17 protein-coding genes and 1 riboswitch are annotated in these 17,614 nt (G+C 30.1%); of the genes, 4 read left to right on the top strand and 13 right to left on the bottom strand.

Features of this window, described 5'->3' with window-relative positions; translation table 11 throughout:
* Positions 1–12: 12 nt before the first annotated feature.
* The 9 genes from ACSYT2_RS03130 to ACSYT2_RS03090 form a co-directional block, all read right to left on the bottom strand.
* Complete coding sequence (locus ACSYT2_RS03130; RefSeq protein ID WP_430857344.1) at positions 13–1,221, bottom strand: NADP-dependent isocitrate dehydrogenase; 1,209 nt, start codon at positions 1,219–1,221, stop codon at positions 13–15.
* Positions 1,222–1,357: 136 nt separating this feature from the next.
* Positions 1,358–2,293 carry a hypothetical protein gene (locus ACSYT2_RS03125; RefSeq protein WP_438383420.1) on the bottom strand — a complete coding sequence of 312 codons (936 nt, stop codon included), beginning with the start codon at positions 2,291–2,293 and terminating at the stop codon, positions 1,358–1,360.
* Positions 2,294–2,468: 175 nt separating this feature from the next.
* Positions 2,469–3,479, bottom strand: a complete 1,011-nt coding sequence (locus ACSYT2_RS03120) for a YeiH family protein (protein ID WP_438383419.1) — start codon at positions 3,477–3,479, stop codon at positions 2,469–2,471.
* A 92-nt stretch (positions 3,480–3,571) separates the two neighbouring features.
* Positions 3,572–4,447, bottom strand: a complete 876-nt coding sequence (locus ACSYT2_RS03115) for a LysR family transcriptional regulator (RefSeq protein WP_430857341.1) — start codon at positions 4,445–4,447, stop codon at positions 3,572–3,574.
* A gap of 51 nt (positions 4,448–4,498) precedes the next feature.
* Positions 4,499–4,780: a hypothetical protein gene (locus ACSYT2_RS03110; RefSeq protein ID WP_438383416.1), complete on the bottom strand. Its 282-nt coding sequence runs from the start codon at positions 4,778–4,780 to the stop codon at positions 4,499–4,501.
* A gap of 152 nt (positions 4,781–4,932) precedes the next feature.
* Positions 4,933–6,363, bottom strand: coding sequence for an amino acid permease (locus tag ACSYT2_RS03105; RefSeq protein ID WP_430857339.1), 1,431 nt, complete (start codon positions 6,361–6,363; stop codon positions 4,933–4,935).
* Positions 6,364–6,530: 167 nt separating this feature from the next.
* Complete coding sequence (locus ACSYT2_RS03100; RefSeq protein WP_438383415.1) at positions 6,531–7,853, bottom strand: NCS2 family permease; 1,323 nt, start codon at positions 7,851–7,853, stop codon at positions 6,531–6,533.
* A 164-nt stretch (positions 7,854–8,017) separates the two neighbouring features.
* Entirely contained in the window at positions 8,018–10,636 is a 2,619-nt protein-coding gene (gene mgtA, locus ACSYT2_RS03095; protein ID WP_438383413.1) for a magnesium-translocating P-type ATPase, read from the bottom strand.
* A gap of 369 nt (positions 10,637–11,005) precedes the next feature.
* Positions 11,006–11,167: riboswitch (M-box (ykoK) riboswitch) on the bottom strand.
* A 158-nt stretch (positions 11,168–11,325) separates the two neighbouring features.
* Entirely contained in the window at positions 11,326–11,802 is a 477-nt protein-coding gene (locus ACSYT2_RS03090; RefSeq protein WP_430857335.1) for a helix-turn-helix domain-containing protein, read from the bottom strand.
* 242 nt (positions 11,803–12,044) lie between these two features.
* Here ACSYT2_RS03090 and ACSYT2_RS03085 point away from each other — a divergent pair, with 242 nt between their 5' ends.
* A complete protein-coding gene (locus ACSYT2_RS03085; RefSeq protein ID WP_438383411.1) occupies positions 12,045–12,800 on the top strand; it encodes a polyphosphate polymerase domain-containing protein in 756 nt (251 codons plus the stop codon).
* Positions 12,794–13,483 (top strand): DUF4956 domain-containing protein, encoded by a 690-nt coding sequence (locus ACSYT2_RS03080; protein WP_438383410.1) that lies wholly within the window; start codon positions 12,794–12,796, stop codon positions 13,481–13,483. Before ACSYT2_RS03085 ends, ACSYT2_RS03080 begins: the two co-directional genes overlap by 7 nt.
* A gap of 57 nt (positions 13,484–13,540) precedes the next feature.
* Here ACSYT2_RS03080 and ACSYT2_RS03075 read toward each other — a convergent pair whose 3' ends face one another.
* Together ACSYT2_RS03075 and ACSYT2_RS03070 are read right to left on the bottom strand one after the other, a co-directional pair.
* Positions 13,541–14,347 carry a class I SAM-dependent methyltransferase gene (locus ACSYT2_RS03075; protein ID WP_438383408.1) on the bottom strand — a complete coding sequence of 269 codons (807 nt, stop codon included), beginning with the start codon at positions 14,345–14,347 and terminating at the stop codon, positions 13,541–13,543.
* Between the two features lie 60 nt (positions 14,348–14,407).
* Entirely contained in the window at positions 14,408–15,061 is a 654-nt protein-coding gene (locus ACSYT2_RS03070) for an NAD(P)H-dependent oxidoreductase (protein ID WP_438383407.1), read from the bottom strand.
* A 272-nt stretch (positions 15,062–15,333) separates the two neighbouring features.
* Here ACSYT2_RS03070 and ACSYT2_RS03065 point away from each other — a divergent pair, with 272 nt between their 5' ends.
* Positions 15,334–15,684 (top strand): DUF6568 family protein, encoded by a 351-nt coding sequence (locus ACSYT2_RS03065; RefSeq protein WP_438383405.1) that lies wholly within the window; start codon positions 15,334–15,336, stop codon positions 15,682–15,684.
* A 393-nt stretch (positions 15,685–16,077) separates the two neighbouring features.
* Here the strand turns inward: ACSYT2_RS03065 and ACSYT2_RS03060 are convergent, their stop codons facing one another.
* Positions 16,078–16,563, bottom strand: a complete 486-nt coding sequence (locus ACSYT2_RS03060) for an AraC family transcriptional regulator (RefSeq protein ID WP_438383403.1) — start codon at positions 16,561–16,563, stop codon at positions 16,078–16,080.
* Between the two features lie 20 nt (positions 16,564–16,583).
* On the bottom strand, positions 16,584–16,949 hold the full coding sequence (locus tag ACSYT2_RS03055) for a helix-turn-helix transcriptional regulator (RefSeq protein ID WP_438383401.1): 366 nt from the start codon (positions 16,947–16,949) through the stop codon (positions 16,584–16,586).
* Between the two features lie 274 nt (positions 16,950–17,223).
* Between ACSYT2_RS03055 and ACSYT2_RS03050 the strand changes: the two genes are divergently transcribed.
* Entirely contained in the window at positions 17,224–17,547 is a 324-nt protein-coding gene (locus ACSYT2_RS03050) for a hypothetical protein (RefSeq protein WP_430857327.1), read from the top strand.
* The last annotated feature ends 67 nt before the right edge of the window (positions 17,548–17,614 follow it).

Genomic DNA, 17,614 nt, shown 5'->3' with positions numbered 1-17,614 from the left:
GCCTTTTTATTATTAAACTAACTTTTCCAGTCTTGCTCTAATTTCCTTAATAAACTCAAAACTATTAGCAACCTTAATATTTTCTAAATCAGCTATTAAAGCTAAATCCTTAGTCATTACACCCTCTTCAAGAGTTTGAATAGATGCTTTTTCAAGGTTATTTGCAAATTCTACCAATTCATTATTTCCATCAAGTTCCCCTCTTTTTCTAAGAGCTCCACTCCAAGCAAATATAGTAGCAATAGAATTTGTTGATGTTTCTTCACCCTTTAAGTGCTTATAGTAATGTCTTTGAACAGTTCCATGAGCTGCTTCATATTCATAATTTCCTTCTGGTGACACTAATACTGATGTCATCATCGCTAATGACCCAAAAGCAGTAGCTACCATATCACTCATAACATCTCCATCATAATTCTTACAAGCCCAAATCATTCCACCTTCTGACTTCATAACTCTAGCAACTGCATCATCAATTAATGTATAGAAATATTCTATTCCAGCTTCGTCGAATTTTTCTTTATATTCTGCATCAAAGATATCTTGGAATATATCCTTAAATGTATGGTCATACTTCTTTGATATTGTATCCTTAGTAGCAAACCATAAGTCTTGCTTTATATCTAAGGCAAAGTTAAAGCAACTTCTAGCAAAGCTTTCAATTGACTTATTTAAATTGTGCATCCCAAGAACTACTCCATCACCTGTAAAGTTATGTATTAATTCTCTCTTCTCTTCACCAGTTTCTGAAGTGAAAACAAGCTCACATTTACCCTTACCTTCAATCTTCATCTCTACATCACGATATACATCACCGTAAGCATGCCTAGCTATTGTTATTGGTTTCTTCCAGTTACCAACCAATGGTTTAACTGGATCAACTGTTATTGGAGCTCTAAATACTGTACCGTCTAAGATTGCTCTTATAGTACCATTAGGACTCTTCCACATTTCTTTTAAATCATACTCTTCCATTCTAGCTGCATTAGGCGTAATTGTAGCACATTTAACCCCAACACCATACTTCTTAATTGCCTCTGCTGAATCAACTGTAACTTGGTCATTTGTCTTATTTCTGTATTCTAATCCTAAATCATAATACTCTGTGTTTAGTTCTATAAATGGAGTTAATAATTCATCCTTTATCATGCTCCATAGTACTCTAGTCATTTCATCTCCATCCATTTCAACTAATGGAGTTGTCATCTTTATCTTTGCCATTAATTTTTGCCCCCTTTTTATATTAGACCTTTCATTTTATAGGAATATTATACATTATATCCACCACTTATGCAATTAATATGAATTTATACAATCCAAATCCTTCATTTCCCCTTCTAAGTTGTATTTTCATTCCTTACATAACACCTATTATATCTTTAATTTTATTATTAATACTCTCAATCTCTACAATTTCCTTATCTCTAACTTCATTTATATCTTTAAAATACTCTCTTATTTCTTTTCGGACATATCTAAGCTTGGTCTGAAAGTTACATATGTCTACTTGAACAGCTAGATCATTTATAAAAACATCGGTTAACACATCCCATAGAAAAGTTGCATTATCCCCTTTAATATTTGGCAATTCCATATCCTTAAAATTATCCTCAAAGTTTTTGATACTTTTCTTAATTTTATTTACTAGAACTTGAGCATCATATATACTTCCATATTTTGCTGCATATGCTAGTATATTGCCTCTATTCATCATATCTAAAACACCCCATCCCCTTGCATCACCAATGGCAGATAAGGCTTTGTTAACATCACTTAATAAATCTTCTACAGCTACTACAGTTTTATCTAAATTATTTAGCTCTATAACTAACTTTTCCTCTTTAGAATTTAATTCTACTAACTGATCATACCCTTCAAAAGATGGTGAATTTAAATATAGTGATTTTATTTCCTCATAAGCTTCTTCATACTCTTCTGCTACCTCTTTTAATTCCTCTATTTTAATATCTAAAGCCTCAACTTTATCCTTTACTTCATTATATTCCTTCTCAATTTCATCGCACTTAGCTTTAACATTAAAGTAATCCTCTTCTTCCTTTTCTATTCTTTTAACCTTCTCACCTTTTATTGTTAAAAGCAAGGTATTTAGTGATATCTCCTTTAATTCATTAATACCCTTTTCTTTATCTTTAACTTCCTCGCGTAAATCATAGCGTATTTGAAATAATCTAATTCTTTCCTTCTCCAATTCTTCTCTACTTACCTTAAGAGTATTCTTTATGTTCACTTTTTCTTTTAATTGATTTACTTTACCTCTTAACCCATTAACCATTTACTTACCCCCGCTTATCTTAAGTAATATAAATGCATTATACTACATTTAATACATATTATGTAATATATTGTATGACAAGCTTCATAATGACCATCCCTTAAAATTTTCTATAACTCCTCTAATAAAAAAATAAAAAGCTCCCTTACTATAAGGGAGCCAATTTATATTCCATTTATGCTATTAAAGTCTTTATTAAAATTAATGCAAAGATTATTTGGCTTATACCAACTAGAGTTCCATATAACATAGCCTTTGGTCCTTCATCCATCAAGTCTCTAAATTTGACCCTCATTCCTATAGCTGCCAAAGCAATTATTTCAAACTGACCACTAATAAAATGTGCCAGATCAGATAAACTCTCAGGTATTAGACCAAAACTATTAATAATACTAAATATAAAGAATCCTATTATATACCAAGGGACTCTTACTTTTACCTTGTTATTAGCTACATTTTTATCTTTTTTAAATAACCCTTCATTTTCTTTGCAATTCAGCTTTGAAAATATAAGAACTACTCCAACAATAAATATAATTCTTATTATCTTAAATATAGTAGCCATCTCTACTACGCTATCGTTAACAAATTTAGCTGATGCTATAACTTGCCCTACAGATTGTAATATTCCTCCCATAAGGGCTGAAGTCTTTGTTGTTTCATGGTTATAAATAAGACCTGCTATTAATGGTAGAATAAACATTAAAAAGGTTCCTGTTACATTTACCATAGTAATTGAAATACCCTTATCCTTTGAATCAGCATGAACTACTGGTGCTACTGCCCCTACTGCTGATGATCCACATACAGAATTCCCTGCACACATTAATAGGCTAAACTTTTTATTAAATTTCAGTTTTCTTCCTATTATATATGTAGCAATTATTGTTAATGACATTTGTAACACTATAAATAATACACCTTTTACTCCTACTGATCCAACATCACTTAAATTTAAGGTTGCCCCCATTAAAACAATTGAATATGCTAAAAGTTCGCTTTCTGAAAACTTACTCCCCTTATCATACACTTCTTTATTAAATATTGTATTACCAGCTATAATACCTAGTATAATTGCAAAAGTTGCTGCTCCTAAACTTGGAAATATTAAAGCTAACCATTTACCTACCAAAGCTATTAATAGACATATCACAAATCCAGGTATAATATCTTTTATTTTTTTCATATAATCACCTCAACCTCTTTAGTATTCGAGATAATTATAAATCCATACTTCTTAAAGGTAAAATACTTAATTTGTATTATTTAAATAGGTATTTACCTATTAGTGAAATTTATAAATTCTTTCATGTTATTATTTATAAATTTATCTTTATGAATAATTAGTAGTAAATCTCTTTGTATTTTCCCTTTATTCAATCGTACTGCATGTAACTTTCCCTTTTCTATTCTATCCTGTACACATCTTATAGATAAACATCCAACACCAAGTTTAGCCTCAACACTTTTTTTAATAGCCTCTGTATTACCTAACTCCATAAATATCTTAAAGTTAACACCTTTGTCTCTTAAATATCCTTCTACTATTTCTCTAGTACCACTACCCTCTTCCCTCATTATAAGCTTCTGCTTTTCTAAGTCCTTAGGTGTAATTGTCTCTTTTCCACTCCAGGGATGATTATCACTACTGATAAATACTATTTCATCCTTCCATATAATTTCAGTCTTTATTTCTTCTGAATGAATTCTTCCCTCAACAAAGGCAAAGTCAACTTTATTCTCTAGTATTAGCTTTTCTATATTAGCAGTATTTTCTATAATTAAAGATATCTCTATCCCCTTGTATTCTTCAACAAAATCCCTAATTATATCTGGCAATATATATATACCTATAGTTGTACTAGCCCCTATTCTTATCTTCCCAACCTCTTTATTTGCTATTTCCTTAACCTTCTCTGTTGCTTCTTCATATAAGTTCAAAACTCTTCTCACATAGTTTAAGTATACTTCTCCCTCATTTGTTAAGTATATTCTTTTACCTATTCTATCAAATAATGTTGCCCCTACCTCTTCTTCTATTTCATGTATTGCTTGACTTACTGATGGTTGACTTATATATAGTTCCTTAGCAACCTTAGTCATATTTAAACTTGTTGCAGTAGCATAAAAAATTTTAAGCTTTCTTATATTCATAATTTAGTATCCCCCTATAAAAAAGAACTGTGGTTTTCCACAGTCCTGTTATTAATCTACTTCTTTATAGTCTACATCTATAACTTCACTAGTATCTACAGTATCATTTCTATAAATTTCTTCACTTGTGTAGCTATATGTACTTGTTCCATAACTACTTTCTTTAGCTGATTTTTTACTACTAAAGTAACCATATACTTTCATTCCTAAATAGATAATTATTCCTCCACCTATTAAGAAAGGTAATAAACTTAGAAATAATGATACTACAGCTGAGAATATTATTAATCCTGCTACAACATACAGAATTGTTTTTAATGTACTTTTATTCATAATCAATACCTCTGTTTACATTTTAGTTTTTCATTTGTTACTACTATTATACAATTAACCTTTAAATGAATAAAGACTCAAACCTTAAGATTATATTAATTTAATCACAATTTTAAAAAGATTAGTAACTATAAGCTACTAATCTTTTCTTATTAAGATTTTAATTTATTTTTCTTTGCAAGTCTAGGTAAGATTAACCCTAAACCTAAAAGGATAAATGGTGTTGCTATATTTAAAGAAACTTGGAACCACCATTCTGCTGAATAAGTTTCTATACCAGAAGGGAACATACCCATAATGCAGGCAATAGCTGTAAATGCAAAGCACCACACACCAACTCCATAAGCAAACTTATCATTCTTTAGGAATTTATAATCTGAATGATATTTATCCCCAGCCTTCTTTAAAGCTATAAATGCTAGGAATACCCATAAGTATCTCATTGGCATAACAACAGAATTTAGCTTTAATAACCAGTTATACAGATCATTCATATTACCTATACCTAAAGCTGGTACTATTATAAGTATTCCAACTAGAATTGCTGTCATAATATATCCATTAACAGGTGCTCCATGCTTATTAGTCTTAGTTAATGACTTTGGTACAAAGTTATCATCTGTATCTGCAAGTAATACCTTTAGTGGCGCATCTATTGAAAATACAAGTGCTGATATTTGAGCAGTCATATTAGCTAATGCATATATAATTAATAATATATTACCTAATCCATAATACTCACCTAACATTTTAAATGCATAATATTGCCCATTCATCATAAGATCTTTTGGTATATTATTAGCATCAAACATCATTCCCATAGCTACTGATCCAAGTATTGCTGAAATTGCAACCATTATAGCGAGTGCTATCATTCCCTTAGGAAACTCTTTACTTGGATTCTTTGTATTATTTACATAAGGTGATATCTTTTCAGCTCCACCTACTGCAAATACTAGCATTGAAATAGTGGTAAAGTATGTAAAATCAAATTTTGGAACTACTGTTTCAAAACTTATGTTAGTTGTAGCAATTTCTGTTCCTCTTATAGCTGGTGCTGCAATAACTAATAAAATATAAAGCATAGACATAATAAAAATTGATGTTCCTGCTATATTCCCTATAGTTTTAAGAGATGTTATACCTCTAGATGCAACCCATAGGAATACTAAAAATACTAATAAAGTTATTCCTTGAGCTAGAAATGGACTCATTTCACTTATAAATGTACCTTCTCCTTTTATTGCCCAACCTAAAGCAATAAGCACTGCTTGTGGCTTTTGAGCAAGATAAGGTATATGTACTACCCAATATGTCCATCCAGCAAAGTATGCTAAATGTACTCCCATTGTTTCTCTAATCCAGGAACTTACTCCAGCCTTTCCTTCCTTAAAGACAGAACCTAATTCTCCAACCATTAATGCATATGGCACAAAATAAAGTCCTATAATTAATATCCAGGATATGATAACCTTTAGTCCTTGGTTTGCAAAATTATTTACAACATTACCAAAGCCCCAAACTGATACAAAGGCCATTAATGCAAGGTCATGCCATCTTAATTTTTTCTCTTGTTCTAACATCTTAACCCTCCCTATTTTATCTTTGGAATTTTGTACTACATAGTACAAAATTAGCTTTTTTTAGTTTAACATAGATTTTTTTCTTTTAAAAGTAAATAATTAGAAATAAAAAATCCATCTACATTATTATGTGTAGATGGATTTTTTTCAAACTGGCATATTTTGTTTTAAATTAGAAACTTTAACAAGAATACAAGTCCTACAATAACTGTAGTTATACTTATTTCCTTTCGTCTTCCTGATATTAGTTTTAATACTATATATGAAATAACCCCAAATACAATACCGTCAGATATACTGTAAGCTAGTGGCATCATTATTATTGTTAAGAATGCTGGTATAGCTTCTGTAAAATCATTTAGTTCTATTTCCTTAATAGGCTCAATCATAAATAACCCTACAAGTACTAATGCTGAACAAGTAACTGCTGGTGTAATTGATGCAAATATAGGTGCAAAGAATAATGATAATGCAAACATTACTGCTGTAGATACAGCTGTTAAACCTGTTCTACCACCCTCTGCAACTCCTGAAGCACTTTCTACAAAAGTACTTACTGTACTTGTACCAACACAAGCACCAAAAGTAGTACCAACAGCATCTGCAAATAATGCTTTCTTAATATTTGGAACTCTTCCGTTTTCATCTAACATCTTAGCCTTAGTAGCAACTCCTACAAGAGTTCCTATAGTATCAAACATGTCCATAAATAGTAGTGTAAATAGAACTATTACCATATCTAATGTGAATATATTTGTCCATTCAAATTGTAAAAATACTGAACTAATTGATGGTGGTGCACTAACTATGCTAGTTGGTATTGGAGTAACTCCCATAGGAATTCCAATAACAGCTGTTATAAGCATACCTATAAATAAAGCACCTTTAACTTTTCTAGCTAATAATATTCCAGTAACTAAAATACCTATTACAGCTAGTAATGCTGTACCTTCTGTTATATTTCCAAGAGCAACAATAGTTCCGCCACCTTCTGGATGAACAATTACTCCTGCTCCTTCAAGTCCTATTAAAGCAATAAATAATCCTATACCAACTGATATAGCCTTTTTAATATTTGTTGGTATTGAATCAACAATAGCTTCACGTATATTAAATAATGTTAGTAATATAAATATAATACCTTCTAAAAGTACTGCTGTTAAAGCAAATTGATATGAGTAGCCCATTCCAAGAACTACAGTAAATGCGAAGAAGGCATTTAATCCCATTCCAGGAGCTTGTGCAAATGGTAACTTAGCATATAGACCCATTACTAATGTAGCAACTACAGCTGATAATGCTGTTGCTGTAAATACAGCTCCTTGATCCATCCCTGCTGCTGATAATATTGATGGGTTAACTATCAGTATATAGGCCATAGTCATAAAAGTAGTAAGACCTGCCACCATTTCCCTCTTAGGATTTGTATTCTTCTTTGATAATTCAAAATAGTTATCTAATAAACCATCTTGCTTAAATAAGTTCTTCATAAAATCACTCTTTCGTTAATTAAATTTGCCCCACAGCTATAATAAACGAATTTTCGACATTTTACAATAGTTTTACGAATATTTTTTTGTCTTTTTTAAATTAATTTCGTTTTTATTAAATAATTCCCGATTCTTATCCTCATTTGGTATAATATAGTTCGTTCTTATAACCAGGATTTGAACTTCTTAATATATATTCCCTTAACTACCTGAATTGATACACAATATCCTAGTAATAATCCTGCTAGTATTAAGAAATACATTGCTGGTAAAGCCTCAAAACCAAGATATCTTCCAAAGGTAGTAAATGGCATAGCTAAACCTATTATCATAATTAGGCTGGTTAATATTATTACAGGTCTAGTAGCTCTACTTTGTAAAAATGGAACCTTCTCTGTTCTAATCATATGAACTACTAAAGTTTGTGATAACAATCCCATTACGAACCATCCAGTTTGGAACAAACCTTGTGATTCTATTGAATTAGCTCCAAATATAAACCACATTACTCCAAAGGTCATAATATCAAATATAGAACTTATAGGACCTAAACATACCATAAATCTACCTATATCACTTGCATCCCATTTTCTTGGCTTATTTAAATATTCCTTATCCATTGAATCCCATGGAATTGCTAATTGCGAAAAATCATATAGTAAATTTTGTACTAAAAGTTGTATTGGAACCATTGGCATAAATGGTAAAAAAGCACTTGCTATCAATACTGAAAATACATTTCCAAAGTTTGAACTTGCTGTCATCTTTATATATTTAATAATATTACCAAATACTCTTCTTCCCTCAAGAACTCCCTCTTCTAAGACCATTAAACTTTTTTCGAGTAATATAATATCAGCTGATTCCTTTGCTATATCAACAGCTGTATCAACAGAAATTCCAACATCAGATTGTTTTAATGCTGCTGCATCATTTATTCCATCTCCCATAAAACCTACAACATGCCCTTTTTCTTGAAGTATCTTTATAATTCTAGACTTTTGTAGTGGTGATAGCTTTGCAAAAACATTTACCTCTTCAACAACTAAAGATAATTCCTCATCAGTCATAGTATCAACATTTCCACCAAGTAGGATATCTCTTACTTCTATACCCACTTCACTACATACCTTCTTTGTTACAGCATCATTATCTCCTGTTAATATCTTTACTTCTACTCCACTTTCCTTTAATGCTCTAAGAGCTTCTTTTGCAGATTCCTTTGGTGGATCTAAGAAAGCAACATATCCCATTAATACCATATTTATTTCATCATTAACTCCAAAGGAATACTCATCAGGTATTTCATTTTTTTGTGCTACCCCTATAACTCTCATACCTTCGGTATTTAGCTTTGTTACCATTTCTAGTACTTTTTTCTTTAGTTCCTCTGTAAGCTCAACTACCTCATTATTAACCTCGGCATAGGAACAAACATGAATCATTTCCTCTACTGCCCCCTTAGTAACTAGTTGTCTCTTCCCATCTACATTTCTCAAAACTACAGACATTCTTCTTCTTGAGAAATCGAAAGGAATCTCATCAACCTTCTCATATAACTTTATATCCTTATCACAACCCAGATTTTTTCCAAAGTCTAGAATTGCTATATCCATTAAATTTTTCAAACCTGTTTGATAATAACTATTTAAATAAGCATGTCTTAGAACTCTTAAATCCTCTTCTCCATTAATATTTAGGTGTCTTTCAACAACTATTTTATCTAATGTCAATGTACCAGTTTTATCAGTACATAGTATATCCATTGCTCCAAAATTTTGAATTGCATCTAACTTCTTAACTACTGTTTTTTTCTTTGCCATAGCTACTGCACCCTTTGCCAAGTTTGTAGTTACTATCATTGGCAACATTTCAGGTGTAAGTCCGACTGCTATAGAAATTGCAAATAAAAATGCTTGAAGCCAATTACCCTTAGTTATGCCGTTAATTACAAATACTATTGGAACCATTACCATCATAAATCTTATAAGAAGCATACTTACCTTTGATACACCCTTTTCAAAGCTTGTCACTTCCTTCTTATTAACAATTTCAGTTGCAATATTACCAAAATAAGTTTCATTTCCTGTTGATAAAACTACACCTATAGCACTTCCACTAATAATAGTTGTACCTAGTAATAAAATATTATCTAAATCTGATATGGATATTCCCCTGTCTCTATCATTTAAAGTAGGGAACTTTTCAACTGGTTCAGACTCTCCTGTTAAACTTGATTGACTCACAAAAAGATCCTTACAAGATATCACTCTCATATCAGCTGGAATCATATCACCTGCTGATAGATGTACTATATCCCCTGGTACTACCTCAATCATATCAATTTCTTCTACATCTTCATTTTCTCTTTTTACAGCTACTGTTGTTTTTACCATAGCCTTTAATTTACTAGTTGCTTCCTCTGATTTACGTTCTTGTATAAACTGTAATACTGCACTTATAGTTACCATAATCAAGATAATAGCTACTGTCATGAAACTCCTATCTTCTTTGGATGCTAAAATTACATCTGTAAAAGTTGAAACTATAGCTAAAGTAATTAATACCAAATTAAAAGGATTAATAAAAGACATTATTAACTTAACATACCAAGGTTTTGCTTTTTCATGAACTACCTCATTGTAGCCATACTTCTCTATTCTTTCCTTTGCCTCATTATTAGAGATACCTTCTATATTAGTTAAAAATTCTTTATATAACTCCTCAATATTCATTTTTCCATAATTAATTAGATTTTTTGTTAGTGATTTTTCTTTCAACATATCTACGCCTCCATTACTAAATAGTTTTTTATTTCCTATTTTCTTAAAAAAGATAATAGGAAACTAAGGCTAAAAATCTTCTATTTTTAACCAACTAAATTAAGCTTTGAATTTGAAAATTTAGTAACTTTGAGAGTGAAAGAAATATTAGATGCAAAAATAGATTTGTTTTTGATATGTTAAAGTGAAAAAGAATGACCTCCTCCGCTTAACTACATCCCCATCTTCTTTACTCAAACTTCTTCCACTGTCTGTACTTTCACTTCCAGATTCCATTATTTTTCACCTCCTGATTTGTTTATATACATAATAATTAATAAATATAAAAAGCCTTCGTCAAACTTAAACTCGACGAAGGCATAATTAACTAATTAAACTTTCTCGTTCAAGTTTTGGCTCTGCAAGGCAATGAAATCGCATTAAGTTAAACCTTCTTTGTTCGGTAAAACCTGCTAACCAGTTAAAAATGTTTCCATCTTTTTACGGCAGCGACCCGTATCCTTGTAGTAACCTCACCTACCGAGGCATATTTATTTATAATACTATTATATGCTTTATTCTCTTCATTGTCAACTTGTCCACAAAATACTTAGTTAAATAAAAGTTTAATAATCATAGATATCAGTAGAATCTAAAAAGATGACTCCTAAATAATATAGAAATCATCCTTTATTGTTTTGTTTGATTATTTATTTATTTTTTATTCTATCTATAATACTTTTTATTCCCACAACAGAAAAAGTAACAAGACTACTAAATATAAATGAAAATCCTATTGGTAGCAAGAAAAAGTTTTCGTGTAAAAATCCTTCAGCATCTATATACTCCACAGATACAGATTTAAGAAATATGCAAGCCACCCCAATACACAACAGTATTGCTCCTATTCCTAAAGAAATTAAATTAATTTTTGCTCTCCTTGTTTCGCTTCCATCTCTAATAAGTTTTTCGCTCATATTAGTCATACTATCTCCTCCTAAAATCAACTTATCAAGTGACAGAGAAAATACCTTAGAAATTGTTATTATCATTTCTAAATCAGGTAAGTTTTTATTATTTTCCCAATTTGAAATAGCTTGCCTTGAAATATTTAATTTCTTAGCCATTTGCTCTTGTGTTAGATTCCTTTCTAATCGAAGTTGCTTTATTTGTTTTCCAAAATCCATTATTTATTACCTCCTGTCACTTACAATTTTATCATAATCATAACATTACTTTTTCTCAAGCAAGCTGTTCTTGCACTCTTATTTTTTAGCGAAATAGCTCCTTGCATTCCTTTAACATAGTATTCTATATTGTCAACTTATCCCTAAAACACTTAGTTAAATCTAAGTTAAGTTTTGTTTAAGCTTCGTTTTGTATACTTACCACATGAAGTATAAGTTATATAAGTAAAGGAGGAAGTTTAATGGCAATCAAAGCCTTTCAAAGATATGAAAAAAAATTCATATTAAGCGAAGAACAATATAAAACACTTATTCCAAAATTGCTTGAATATATGGAGCCTGATGAACATTGCAGGAATGGTGAAACTTACAATATATATAATATTTATTATGATACCTGTAATAATGATGTTATCAGACATTCAATTAATAAGCCTTACTATAAGGAAAAGCTAAGACTCCGAAGCTATAACATTCCAAAATCTTTAGATGATAAAGTATTTTTAGAATTAAAGAAAAAAATTAATGGAATAGTTAATAAACGAAGAGTTGTACTTTCCTTAAGGGATGCGTATAACTTTTTAGAATCTGGTAATGTTCCTGTTTTTAATGACTTTATAAATAAACAGGTTATTAATGAAATAGCTTACTATTTAAAACAAAATAATGTGGTTCCAAAGGTGTACATTGGTTATACAAGAAGTGCGTACTTTGGTAAGGATGATAGAGATTTTAGATTAACCTTTGATACTAATATTATTACAAGACGAAGTTTTCTTTCATTAGAATCAGGATTCTTTGGCAAAGATATCTTAGGTGAAGATAGATACTTAATGGAAGTTAAGTTTCTAGGTTCTATTCCCCTATGGTTTACAAAAATCCTTTCTGATTTGTCAATATACAATACCCATTTTTCTAAGTATGGTAATGAATTTATGGAGTATTGTCTAAATAAACAAAATACTAATGATGTAAAAAGGAGAGAGATTATATGTTAGAGACAATAATATCAACAACAACTGGGGAATCATTTACCCTAACAAATGCACTATTAGTCATAGGAGCAGCAACTATTTTAGGTTTAATTATTAGTTTAGCCTATATCTATACTCATAAAAAGGAAGGATATAGTCCAAGCTTTCCAATAACTCTTATAATGTTGCCTGTTATTATTTCTATTATTATTCTCCTTGTAGGAAATAATGTAGCAAGAGCCTTTAGCTTAGCTGGAGCCTTTTCTCTTATACGTTTCAGAAGTGCGCCTGGAGATCCTAAGGATATTGCTTATGTGTTTTTTACTTTAGCAGTAGGTTTAACTTGTGGTATGGGATACATTGGTTATGCAGTTATATTTACTTTAATTCTTTGTTCTGTAATGATAGTACTTTACCTAACAAAATTTGCAATGCCTAAAACTAAAAATATGCATCTTAAGATTACAGTTCCTGAGGATTTAAACTATGAAGGTGCCTTTGAAGATCTATTAAACAACTATACAAATTCTTGGTATATTGAAAAGGTTAAAACTAGGGACTTTGGGGCTTTATTTGAAATAAGCTATATAATTAATCTAAAGGAAAATGTAAATCAAAAGAAATTCATTGATGATTTAAGATGCAAGAATGGAAACTTAAACATAGTTCTCACCCTTAAGGGCTTTGATGAAAGAACATATGCTTAATAAAATAAGAAGCTATATCATGACCTTAACCATGATATAGCTTCTTATTTTATTAAGCTACTTAACTCCAATGCGCATACGATAACAGAAGTCTATTTCAAATTCATCATCCCCAAATATATCAATAACCCTCTCTTTATAAGAATTAAAGAAAGGTTTGAATTCTTCTATATTGGCTTTAAGAATAGCCTGTAACCCCCCTTGACTTAAAGAAATTCTAATAAATCTTTCTGCATTACAACTTTCAGTATTTGAAAAAATTATTTCTCTTACATATCTGAAATTGCCCATATTTTTTATATTTGAAAGATGGTTATTTTTATCCCACCTAAAATATTTCTCTTTAAGCTCTGGATATGTGGACTCAATTTCATTTACTTTTTTAAAAAGCTTCTTATATTCAAGTTCTGCCTCCCAATTACATACAGGTGGCCAGTCACAATCATAAACTGCAAAGATACCGCCTTTCTTTAATATTCTTGATACTTCATTCAAAGTGGTTTCGGGATTCATCCAGTGAAATGATTGAGAACATGTTATAATATCTGCTGAATTATCTTCTAATCCAGTATTATCAGAAAATCCAGATAGAAATTCTACATTATCTAAATTCAATGACTTTTCTCTTGCTATTTTAATCATATCAGCACTTGGCTCAATCCCTATGACTTTATTAGCTACCTCACTCCAAACTCTTGTAGAAAGACCTGTGCCACAGCCTAAATCTACAACAAGTGATGGTGTTTTTTCTAAGTATTTAAGAATTATCCATTGAACCTTTTCTGGACATTTAGGCCGTGCACTATCATAAACATCAGCAAATCCTTTAAATCTTTCTGCATTAAGATGTAAGTTTTCTCCCATAAATTCATCCCCTTGTAATAATAGATATAATACATAAGTTACTTTGAAGTTATTCACTTATTATTTTACCCAAGTAACTATTTCATCCATTACCTGTCTTTGTTTTTCACTTGATTCATTAACCCTATATCCAAAGGCAGCACATACAGTTATATTAAACTTTTCCTTATTTAATAATCCTCGATGAACTAATATTTTTTCCACAGCTTCCCCATCAATACCTCCAATAGCACATGAATCTATTCCAAGGATAGCTGCAACAGTTAGCATATTGCCTAAAGCAATATATACTTGATTTGAAGAATATGCAACAATATCTTTCTCCTCTTTAAAGCGAACTTCCTCTAAGGATTTCATCATATCTTTAAATTTAGCAGCACTATCTTCTGGAAGATTCTTAATATCCCTTAATAAATAATCCACATAGTCTGAATCATATCTTAATTCTTTTGGTGCTCTACTTAAAAGTATTACTAAATGACTGCAGGTAGGCATTTGTACCTTTCCACCCCAGCACACTGCTCCTAATTCATCTTTTAATTCTTGATTTTCTATAACTATAAATTTCCAAGGTTCTATTCCCATCGAACTAGGTGAAAGTCTTCCCCCTTCAAGTATTGCTTCAAAATCATCCTCACTTATTTTCCTATTAACATCAAACTCTTTACATGAATGTCTAAAATTTAAAACATCCATTATTTCATTTATATTCATCTATTTTGCTCCTCTTTTATTACTATATATAATATATATTCTTAATATATAATTTCTATATTTTTAATTATAACATTTCCATGTGAAATTAAATTTATTATACGATATCATAAACTTACTATTATTACAATTTTTAAATACCATAGCTACTCTTTTAGAGAATGATAGAATTTACTTTATTATAATTTAACAAATGATTATTTTTAACTTTATTCAGGTTTGATGTTTTACTTCCTTTTTGGTATAATACTCCAAAAGACTAGGAGGAAAATATGTTTGAAATAGATATATACGAAGAAAATATAACTGCATTTGAAAAAGTACTTTCTACAAAAGCAGATGAGTTATTAGCTAATGAAGAATTAGCTGTTATTTATATTGGTCGTGCAACATGTCCATACTGTCGTAAGTTTGTTAAAAAACTAAGTGGAGTAGCTGCTAAAATAAATCAAACTATTTACTATGTAGATAGTGAAAACTTTTCAGATACTGGACTTAACTCATTTAGAAAAAAGTATAATATTGCAACTGTACCTGGATTTATTGTTAATAAAAATAGAGAAATAGAAGTTCGATGTGACTCCTCACTTCCAGAAGAGGAAATATTAGATCTGTTAAAATAAATGATCAGTAGTTAAATCATTATTTACTTTAGAATTAATGTAAAAAGTAGTAGTAGGCTTTTATCTAACTTGCCTAATACTACTTTTTTATTTAAATTATTTTGACTTAATATTTATCCTCAAACCATTTATAATCTTAATTCCAAACTCCTTTTACTTATGATATCCTTCTCCGTAATCATTCCAAATGAGGTTTTTCCATTTTATTCTTCTATATATTCTACATAATTATAGTGTAATTCCAAAGTACAATTTAATAGCTAAAAGTGGGCTACTAGTATCACTTACCTCTTTTATGAAGGCAAGTGATACTTAATGAGTAATGACGTTTTAATATTGCTATTTACTACTTTATTGTTATATTCTTTCCTATTTTAATGAATCTAAATGGATTTACTCAATTGGAATATAAATATCAGTAAAACTCTTATCCTTAGAGTTCATAGGTGGTTCTGTTACATAAAGTTCAAATGGTACAGCATCACGCGCTTGGTACTCACCTTTAAATAGCCATCCTTGATACATTTCCCCCCATGCTTTTCCATACTCATTACGTGAAATATTAAAGCTTCCTATCCCAAATCTACCAGTTATTTTTGATACACATATTTCACCTTCTTCAATTATGTCTATATCATTAGGCACTGTCATTGCGATACTTGTTCTTAAGTTTTTTTCATCTGTTATTAAAGGATTATCATTATACATAGTTAGTACTTTTGTGAATTCTGGGTTAATCAAATTATTCTTTGTCGCAAAAGCAAATAGCTGATTAAACATTCGACGACTATTTCGTCTAAACTCTATGTAACTCCCTCTAAATCTTATATAAATAATCTTCATTTCTATATCTTTAATTGTTATATTAGGTTCATTCATATTCTTCACACTCCTTGAATTTAGTCTATCATGGTTAACTTACTCCATGATTGTATTTTCTTGCTGTTTCTAAATTCCTTAGGTGTACATTTAAAATGCTTTTTAAATGCACGACAATATGAACTTGTATCACAATAGTCATATCTATAAGCTATCTCTGTAATAGTTATATTAGAATTTACTTTTAGAAATATAGCTGACCTCTCCATTTTTATTCGAGTAATAAACTGGCTTAATGTCTCTGATGTCATCTCTTTAAATATTCTATGAAAATGAAATTCAGATAAGCATACATGGTCGCTCAGCTCTTTTAATGAAATTCGTCTATCTAAATTATTTTCAATATAATCTTCTACTTTGCTTAATAATCGTTTATAACTATCCATACAGTTGCCCCTTAAATTTCCATTTATCTATTGCTTAAATTTATTATAACATAATTTATAAATATAACCTTCCTTATGATACGATATTTTTAGATAGAAAAAATAGCCTTAACCAAGTAATCTCAATGGTTAAGACTAAAGCCTTATTTACTTATGATACGATTCTCCGCACCGTAAGTAAATAAGCGTATAGTTTCTACTATTTTGTGAACAATGGATTTGTATTCTACATATTATACATTATAATACAAAACTCTCTAAGAGGTGTTTTATCATGCAAAATAAAAATATATTATATAATGTAAATACAATTATGGTTGAACCAGGATTAGAGTGCTCTTATATAGACTTCAGTAAAGACCTTAATGAATATTTATTATCAAAATACAGTAAATATTATGCAGGTTTACAACTTTATCAAAATAATGATTCACCAAATATATTTTATGTTGTAGCATCCTACAAATGTGTACCTGGACTCTTTAAGATTGCACCCTTGATTGGAAACCAGATAAGTAAAATTTATGATCGTGTATGGGGTAATACTGTTGAACGTACTTCTGTATTTTCATTTCTTACTTCTACAAGAATAATATAATAGTTAATATAATTTAGTACCCCATAAAGTTGCCACAGTAGAAACACTGTATATAGCACACTTTATG

It is taken from the genome of Clostridium zhoujianii, from assembly GCF_051590805.1.
In the GTDB taxonomy this organism is placed as follows: Bacteria; Bacillota; Clostridia; order Clostridiales; family Clostridiaceae; genus Clostridium.
The sequence above is the reverse complement of the archived record's forward strand: the minus strand, read 5'-3'. Positions and strand labels throughout refer to the sequence as shown.

Bases quoted from the DNA above. Each gene is read 5' to 3' on its own strand.
- ACSYT2_RS03130 (WP_430857344.1), bottom strand. From the start codon at position 1,221: ATGGCAAAGATAAAGATGACAACTCCATTAGTTGAAATGGATGGAGAT.
- ACSYT2_RS03125 (WP_438383420.1), bottom strand. From the start codon at position 2,293: ATGGTTAATGGGTTAAGAGGTAAAGTAAATCAATTAAAAGAAAAAGTG.
- ACSYT2_RS03120 (WP_438383419.1), bottom strand. From the start codon at position 3,479: ATGAAAAAAATAAAAGATATTATACCTGGATTTGTGATATGTCTATTA.
- ACSYT2_RS03115 (WP_430857341.1), bottom strand. From the start codon at position 4,447: ATGAATATAAGAAAGCTTAAAATTTTTTATGCTACTGCAACAAGTTTA.
- ACSYT2_RS03110 (WP_438383416.1), bottom strand. From the start codon at position 4,780: ATGAATAAAAGTACATTAAAAACAATTCTGTATGTTGTAGCAGGATTA.
- ACSYT2_RS03105 (WP_430857339.1), bottom strand. From the start codon at position 6,363: ATGTTAGAACAAGAGAAAAAATTAAGATGGCATGACCTTGCATTAATG.
- ACSYT2_RS03100 (WP_438383415.1), bottom strand. From the start codon at position 7,853: ATGAAGAACTTATTTAAGCAAGATGGTTTATTAGATAACTATTTTGAA.
- mgtA (WP_438383413.1), bottom strand. From the start codon at position 10,636: ATGTTGAAAGAAAAATCACTAACAAAAAATCTAATTAATTATGGAAAA.
- ACSYT2_RS03090 (WP_430857335.1), bottom strand. From the start codon at position 11,802: ATGGATTTTGGAAAACAAATAAAGCAACTTCGATTAGAAAGGAATCTA.
- ACSYT2_RS03085 (WP_438383411.1), top strand. From the start codon at position 12,045: ATGGCAATCAAAGCCTTTCAAAGATATGAAAAAAAATTCATATTAAGC.
- ACSYT2_RS03080 (WP_438383410.1), top strand. From the start codon at position 12,794: ATGTTAGAGACAATAATATCAACAACAACTGGGGAATCATTTACCCTA.
- ACSYT2_RS03075 (WP_438383408.1), bottom strand. From the start codon at position 14,347: ATGGGAGAAAACTTACATCTTAATGCAGAAAGATTTAAAGGATTTGCT.
- ACSYT2_RS03070 (WP_438383407.1), bottom strand. From the start codon at position 15,061: ATGAATATAAATGAAATAATGGATGTTTTAAATTTTAGACATTCATGT.
- ACSYT2_RS03065 (WP_438383405.1), top strand. From the start codon at position 15,334: ATGTTTGAAATAGATATATACGAAGAAAATATAACTGCATTTGAAAAA.
- ACSYT2_RS03060 (WP_438383403.1), bottom strand. From the start codon at position 16,563: ATGAATGAACCTAATATAACAATTAAAGATATAGAAATGAAGATTATT.
- ACSYT2_RS03055 (WP_438383401.1), bottom strand. From the start codon at position 16,949: ATGGATAGTTATAAACGATTATTAAGCAAAGTAGAAGATTATATTGAA.
- ACSYT2_RS03050 (WP_430857327.1), top strand. From the start codon at position 17,224: ATGCAAAATAAAAATATATTATATAATGTAAATACAATTATGGTTGAA.